Origin of the sequence: Serratia sp. (in: enterobacteria) (genome assembly GCF_046715635.1) — a bacterium.
Taxonomy (GTDB): Bacteria; Pseudomonadota; Gammaproteobacteria; order Enterobacterales; family Enterobacteriaceae; genus Chania.
On sequence record NZ_JBKJYW010000166.1, the window covers coordinates 1 to 6,330 of the forward strand.

The window sequence follows — 6,330 nt, forward strand, 5'->3', positions numbered from 1 at the left end:
CGTGCCTCAGATTTTCATCGATGGCCAACATATTGGCGGCTGTGATGATTTACATGCACTTGATGCTCGCGGTGGGCTGGATCCGCTGCTGTAAACCAGCGGCGGTCCCACTGCCAAGATGTGGGTACTGCAACCACTGAGTGTCTCTAAGGATAGTTAACCAAGGGTATTACACACATGTCAGAACAAAACAGCACAGAGATGGCGTTCCAGATCCAACGCATTTACACCAAGGATATCTCATTCGAAGCGCCAAACGCTCCGCAGGTATTCCAGCAAGAATGGCAGCCAGAAGTTAAGCTCGATCTGGATACGGCTTCCAGCCACCTGGCAGACGATGTCTACGAAGTGGTACTGCGCGTCACCGTTACTGCCTCTCTGGGTGAAGAAACTGCATTCCTGTGTGAAGTTCAGCAGGCAGGTATCTTCTCCATCTCCGGTATCGAAGGCACGCAGCTGGCACATTGCCTGGGCGCATACTGCCCGAACATCCTGTTCCCGTATGCGCGTGAGTGCATCACCAGCCTGGTTTCTCGCGGTACCTTCCCGCAGTTGAACCTGGCACCGGTAAACTTTGATGCGCTGTTCATGAGCTACTTGCAGCAGCAGGCGGAAGGCGAAAGCGCTGAACCTCATCAGGATGCCTGATGAATACCGTCAATGCTTCAATGACTGTAATCGGTGCCGGCTCGTACGGCACCGCTTTAGCCATTACGCTGGCGCGTAACGGCCACCAGGTAGTGCTGTGGGGGCATAACCCCGAGCAGATCCAGATCATGCAGCGCGATCGCTGCAATCAGGCGTTCCTTCCCGACGTCCCTTTCCCCGATACTCTGCTGCTCGAAACCGATCTTGCTCGTGCATTAGCAGCCAGCCGTGATGTGCTGGTGGTGGTGCCTAGCCATGTGTTTGGTGACGTCTTGCGTCAGTTGAAACCTCATCTGCGCCCGGATGCCCGCATCGTATGGGCGACCAAAGGTCTGGAAGCGGAAACGGGGCGGTTGTTGCAAGACGTGGCTCGCGAAGCGTTGGGGGATACGATCCCACTGGCGGTTGTTTCGGGGCCAACGTTTGCCAAAGAGCTGGCGGCCGGGTTGCCAACGGCGATCGCTCTGGCAGCGACCGACGAGCAGTTTGCTGAAGATTTACAGCAGCTGCTGCACTGTGGCAAAAGCTTCCGCGTTTACAGCAACCCGGATTTCATCGGGGTACAGCTGGGCGGGGCGGTGAAAAACGTGATTGCCATTGGCGCCGGTATGTCCGACGGTATCGGTTTTGGTGCCAACGCGCGTACCGCATTGATCACCCGTGGTCTGGCGGAAATGAGCCGCCTCGGCTCCGCATTGGGTGCCGATCCTTCCACCTTTATGGGCATGGCTGGGTTGGGCGATCTGGTGTTAACCTGTACCGATAATCAATCGCGCAACCGTCGTTTCGGTATTATGCTGGGGCAAGGCAAGGGCGTGCAGGAAGCGCAGGATAGCATCGGCCAGGTGGTTGAAGGTTATCGCAATACCAAAGAGGTATTGGCACTGGCGCAGCGCTTTGGCGTGGAAATGCCGATCACCGAACAGATCTATCAGGTGCTGTACTGTAATAAAAATGCCCGCGAGGCAGCGTTGACTCTGCTTGGGCGCACCAAGAAAGACGAAAAGCACAGTGCTTGACCTTGGCTGCGGTACAGCAATGTATCGCGCCGCGACAATTTGATTAGGTTACTCTGCCGGGATCAGGCGGGGTAGTCTGTTTTGGCAGAGAGGAAGCGATGTCGTCAGAAGAGTTAGAACAGGTCTGGAGCAGCATTAAATCAGAGGCGAGAGCACTGGCAGATTGTGAACCGATGCTGGCTAGCTTTTTCCACGCGACCTTGCTCAAGCATGAAAATCTGGGCAGCGCGCTCAGCTACATTCTGGCGAACAAACTGGCCAATCCGATCATGCCGGCGATTGCCGTGCGTGAGGTGGTGGAAGACGCCTATCGTTCCGACGCACAAATGATCGTCTCAGCGGCCCGCGATATTCTGGCGGTGCGGCTGCGCGACCCCGCAGTAGATAAATATTCAACGCCGTTGCTATACCTGAAAGGTTTCCATGCCTTGCAGGCGTACCGCATCGGCCATTGGTTGTGGATGCAGGGGCGCCAGGCATTGGCGATCTACCTGCAAAATCAAATCTCGGTCGCCTTTGGGGTGGATATTCACCCGGCGGCTACCATCGGCTGCGGCATCATGCTCGACCACGCCACCGGCATTGTGATCGGTGAAACCGCCGTGGTGGAGAATAACGTCTCTATCTTGCAGTCGGTAACCCTGGGCGGGACAGGCAAAACCAGCGGCGATCGCCACCCTAAAATCCGCGAAGGCGTGATGATTGGCGCGGGGGCTAAAATCCTCGGCAATATCGAAGTGGGGAAAGGGGCCAAGATTGGTGCCGGTTCCGTGGTGCTGCAACCCGTGCCACCACATACCACCGCCGCAGGTGTGCCTGCACGTATTGTTGGTCGCCCGGAAAGCGATACGCCATCGATGGATATGGATCAGTACTTCAACGGTGCCAATCACGGGTTTGAGTATGGTGACGGTATCTGAGTAACTCCTCAGCCGTAATATCCCCAAATCCCATGTAAACCGCTGTGTGATGGCAATATCACAGGGCGGTTTATAGCTTATACCCTAATTTTTTTCTCTCCGTGGAGCTGCGCCTTGAACCGCCTGACCGAAAAGCAGCTCCAGACTCTCTTGCTGCAAAAAAACCTCGCCAAGCAAACAGTCCCTGAAGTTTCATTAACCACGGCGCTGGCCGCTGCTTTCAAGACGATGATCCAGCAGGGCGAGTTCATCGCCAGCCAACGGTTGCCGGCCAGCCGAGCGTTGGCAGCTTCACTCCAGTTATCCAGAGGGACCATCGAGAACTGTTATACGGCGCTGGAAACCGAGGGATACGTCTACAGAGAGGTGGGGCGGGGAAGCTTTGTCGCGCAAAGACAGCAGCCCTTGCTGGGCCTGACTAGCGACCACTTAACTGCACCCTCCGGCGGCCAGGTCACACTGAGCCGGAGAGCGACACAGCGTGCCAGCCCTGAATCAGGCAACCTGCCCCAGCGGCGGGCATTTGGCCCCGGTGTGCCTGAAACCCGCAACTTTCCGATCCATACCTGGCTCAGGCTATATCAGCAAACCGTCAAGGAAGAGGGGCTGTCTATCTCAACTGGCAGCAACTTGCAGGGTAATATTCACCTGCGGGAGGCCATTTGCGATTTCCTGTTGGCCGAGCGGGGAGTGAAGGCGCAGGCCGATCGAATTCTGATTGTGAGCAGTACGCAGCAGTCGCTGTCTTTGTGCGCACAGGTCCTGGCGGATGCTGACGATAGCGTCTTTATCGAAAATCCGGGGTATACCGGTGCGATTAAAGCCTTACAGGCGGCCCAGCTCAAGCCGATCCCGATTGCCGTTGATGAGCAGGGGATTTGCACCGATGAAATCATTCGCTCGCAGGCTAACGCCAGATTTGTCTATGTCACCCCTTCCAACCAATATCCGACTGGGCGAGCACTTTCGCTGGCCAGGCGGTTGGCATTAATTGAGGCGGCTAAAACACGGGATATGTGGATCATCGAAGACGACTATGACAGCGAGTTTCACTACCAAGGCATTGCGACGGCCTGTTTGCAAGGGTTAGACCCCCATCAGCGCACCATTTATATGGGCACTTTCAGTAAAACCCTGTTCCCGGATCTGCATGTGGCTTATATGGTACTGCCAGAAGCGCTGGTAAAACCCATGACCACCGCGCGCGCGAATACGGACAGCCAGGTTTCGGGGATCGCTCAGCGTACGCTGGCAAAATTTATTATGCAGGGACATTACCGAGAACATGTCCTGACGATGAAGAAAATATATTCGTCCCGTGCGGCGTTGTTTATTAACGAGATCAACAAGCACTGCGGCTTAAAGGTGAAGGTTATTGTGCCTAACTGCGGCTTGCAAATACTCTGCCTGGTGGCAAGTAAACAGCTTGAGCAAGCTGTTGCCCATCGTGCTTCTGAGTATAATTTAACTCTGAGAAGCGTTTCCGATTTTTGTACTGCAGATATTCCCTTATCTGGCTGGTTGCTGGGTTTCGCGGCTCTGGATCCTATTGAGATAGCCTATAACGTCGAACAGTTTTCCCAGTTGCTAACGCGCTGTTTAAACGAGATGGATAATTAGCCGCTGAAATGGTCCGGTGTCTATAGCGGATTGGTCCATTAACCCCGCCCTATGGCATCGCCTATACTTGCGCCACTTTGAACATGCAGGGGTAGGAGTATGTTGATGACTAAAAACGGCGTTACCATCAGGGACATAATCGCTTCAGATAGAGCGGGTTGGGAACATCTGTGGCAGCAGTATCTGCACTTTTATCGTGCCGATGTCAGCGCCGAAATTACCGAAAAAACCTTTATCCGCCTGTGCCAAAAACAGGATTTGGTCGGCCTGGTCGCCGTTAACGATCAGGGGCAGATCCTCGGCTTTATGCATTTGGTTTATCACGCCTCGACGTGGAGCGATAAAAACTATTGTTATATTGAAGATCTGTTCGTTGATAAAAGCGCGCGGGGACAAAACGTGGCGGAGAGCTTATTTAATGAAGCCTATCAACAGGCGGAAGTGAGAGAGTCAAGCCGCGTTTACTGGATGACCCAGGAGTTCAACTCCTCCGCCCGTTCTCTGTATGATAAAATTGGTCAAAGAACCTCGTTTATTATTTATAGTAAAAAATAGTACGGCGTTAAAAATAAGGCGACGGGGTTTAACCGTCGCCTGTTGATTATTCTAGATAAAACACTTCACGCAGCGGTGTACTAACCGGGCTATGATCAGGATTACTCGGCATCACGTCGCCCATATGCTGCCACCAGCGCTGACAGACGGCGGTGTTGGCCACTGCATCCCAACGTTCCTCTGACTCAATCTCCACATAGCCAAACAGCAGGTTGCGTGCTTCGTCCAGGAAGATGGAATAGTGGTGTGCACCGTGCTCCTTCAGCACCTGTTCCAGCTCTGGCCAGATCGGACTGTGGCGCCGCTGGTATTCGGCGTGCGCATCCGGGTTTACCTGCATCACAAAAGCTTTATGGATCATGGGTTTTCCTTAAGGGTCACAGCGCGGCTAAATACAGCGCGCGAACTTGTTCGCGATCTGCCGTGCGTGGGTTGCAAGGGGCACATGGATCAGCCAACGCTTTATCCAACCAGCCTTCGATATCGGCTTCCTTGATACCCAGCGCCGAGAAGCCTGCTGGGATACCCACGCGCAGCGAAAGCGCGCGAATGGCGGCAATCGCCTGATGGCTGGCCTGCTCTTCGTTCATGCCTTGCGTGTCCGCCCCCATTGCCTGCGCAATACGGGCAAAGCGAGCCACGGCATTCGGGCGGTTGAACTCTTCGATTACCGGTAGCAGGATGGCATTGCAGACGCCGTGTGGCAGATTGTGGGTCGCACCTGGCTGGTGAGCTAATGCGTGCACCAGGCCAAGCCCGGCGCTGTTGAACGCCATCCCTGCCAGATATTGCCCATAGGCCATCATTTCCCGCGCTTGCAGGTTTTTGCCGTCATCTACAGCGGCAGGTAGCCAGGTGCTAATCAGGCGGATGGCTTCCAGCGCCGAGTGATCGGTCAGCGGGTGAGCGCCCACGGAAACATAGGCTTCCACCGCGTGGGTCAACGCGTCCATACCGGTGGCGGCAGTAACGCTGGCGGGAATATCCAACATCACCTGTGGGTCGTCCACGGCGATGTCAGGGATGATGTTGGTGTCGATGATCACTTCTTTGACGTGGCGCAGGCTGTCGATGATCACTGCGTTGCTGGTCATCTCGGCTGCGGTGCCCGCAGTGGTATTGATGGCCACCAAAGCTACGCCCGGATGTTTGACTTTGCCGACGCCGGAATAGGCGGTAGAGGGGCCTGGGTTACCCGTCAGGATTTTGATCGCTTTGGCGGTATCGATTGGGCTGCCGCCGCCGAAGGCAATCAGATAGTCGCACTGCTGCTGTTTGAACGCTTGCCAGCCCTGTTGCACCAGTTCTTCAGTGGGGTTAGGAAAGACTTCATTGAACATGGCATAAGGCAGCCCATGCTGCTGCATGGCGTTGAACAGGCCTTCCAGCAGGCCGAGTTCAACCAACTGGCCGTCGGTGATGATTAGCGCCTTACCCCATTGCTTCTGTGTCAGCAGCTTGACCATATCTTCAATGGCGCCGCAGCCGTGCAAACTGATTTTCGGTAATGCCAGCATGAAACTCATGATATTGCTCCTGAAATGAGAAACCGTTGTGATGCGCCCGCC

At 54.9% G+C, this 6,330-nt stretch carries 7 protein-coding genes and 1 pseudogene; 6 read left to right on the forward strand and 2 right to left on the reverse strand.

Features of this window, described 5'->3' with window-relative positions:
- The 6 genes and pseudogenes from ACLQ7H_RS08280 to ACLQ7H_RS08305 all read left to right on the forward strand — a co-directional run.
- Nucleotides 1-94: pseudogene (locus ACLQ7H_RS08280) on the forward strand (glutaredoxin 3); the annotation flags it as partial.
- Nucleotides 95-177: 83 nt separating this feature from the next.
- Entirely contained in the window at nucleotides 178-648 is a 471-nt protein-coding gene (gene secB, locus ACLQ7H_RS08285) for a protein-export chaperone SecB (protein ID WP_021181865.1), read from the forward strand.
- Nucleotides 648-1,667: an NAD(P)H-dependent glycerol-3-phosphate dehydrogenase gene (gene gpsA, locus ACLQ7H_RS08290; protein ID WP_411752256.1), complete on the forward strand. Its 1,020-nt coding sequence runs from the start codon at nucleotides 648-650 to the stop codon at nucleotides 1,665-1,667. The genes secB and gpsA overlap by 1 nt, the downstream gene beginning before the upstream one ends.
- Nucleotides 1,668-1,765: 98 nt before the next feature.
- On the forward strand, nucleotides 1,766-2,587 hold the full coding sequence (gene cysE / locus ACLQ7H_RS08295; protein WP_021181867.1) for a serine O-acetyltransferase: 822 nt from the start codon (nucleotides 1,766-1,768) through the stop codon (nucleotides 2,585-2,587).
- Nucleotides 2,588-2,701: 114 nt separating this feature from the next.
- On the forward strand, nucleotides 2,702-4,207 hold the full coding sequence (locus ACLQ7H_RS08300; RefSeq protein WP_411752257.1) for a PLP-dependent aminotransferase family protein: 1,506 nt from the start codon (nucleotides 2,702-2,704) through the stop codon (nucleotides 4,205-4,207).
- Between the two features lie 99 nt (nucleotides 4,208-4,306).
- Entirely contained in the window at nucleotides 4,307-4,762 is a 456-nt protein-coding gene (locus ACLQ7H_RS08305) for a GNAT family N-acetyltransferase (protein ID WP_260515249.1), read from the forward strand.
- A gap of 46 nt (nucleotides 4,763-4,808) precedes the next feature.
- Here ACLQ7H_RS08305 and rhaM read toward each other — a convergent pair whose 3' ends face one another.
- Both rhaM and fucO read right to left on the reverse strand, forming a co-directional pair.
- Nucleotides 4,809-5,123: an L-rhamnose mutarotase gene (gene rhaM / locus ACLQ7H_RS08310; protein WP_411752258.1), complete on the reverse strand. Its 315-nt coding sequence runs from the start codon at nucleotides 5,121-5,123 to the stop codon at nucleotides 4,809-4,811.
- A 16-nt stretch (nucleotides 5,124-5,139) separates the two neighbouring features.
- Nucleotides 5,140-6,288 (reverse strand): lactaldehyde reductase, encoded by a 1,149-nt coding sequence (gene fucO / locus ACLQ7H_RS08315; protein WP_411752259.1) that lies wholly within the window; start codon nucleotides 6,286-6,288, stop codon nucleotides 5,140-5,142.
- Nucleotides 6,289-6,330 lie beyond the last annotated feature (42 nt).

Bases quoted from the DNA above. Each gene is read 5' to 3' on its own strand.
- secB (WP_021181865.1), top strand. From the start codon at position 178: ATGTCAGAACAAAACAGCACAGAGATGGCGTTCCAGATCCAACGCATT.
- cysE (WP_021181867.1), top strand. From the start codon at position 1,766: ATGTCGTCAGAAGAGTTAGAACAGGTCTGGAGCAGCATTAAATCAGAG.
- ACLQ7H_RS08305 (WP_260515249.1), top strand. From the start codon at position 4,307: ATGTTGATGACTAAAAACGGCGTTACCATCAGGGACATAATCGCTTCA.
- rhaM (WP_411752258.1), bottom strand. From the start codon at position 5,123: ATGATCCATAAAGCTTTTGTGATGCAGGTAAACCCGGATGCGCACGCC.
- fucO (WP_411752259.1), bottom strand. From the start codon at position 6,288: ATGAGTTTCATGCTGGCATTACCGAAAATCAGTTTGCACGGCTGCGGC.
- gpsA (WP_411752256.1), top strand. From the start codon at position 648: ATGAATACCGTCAATGCTTCAATGACTGTAATCGGTGCCGGCTCGTAC.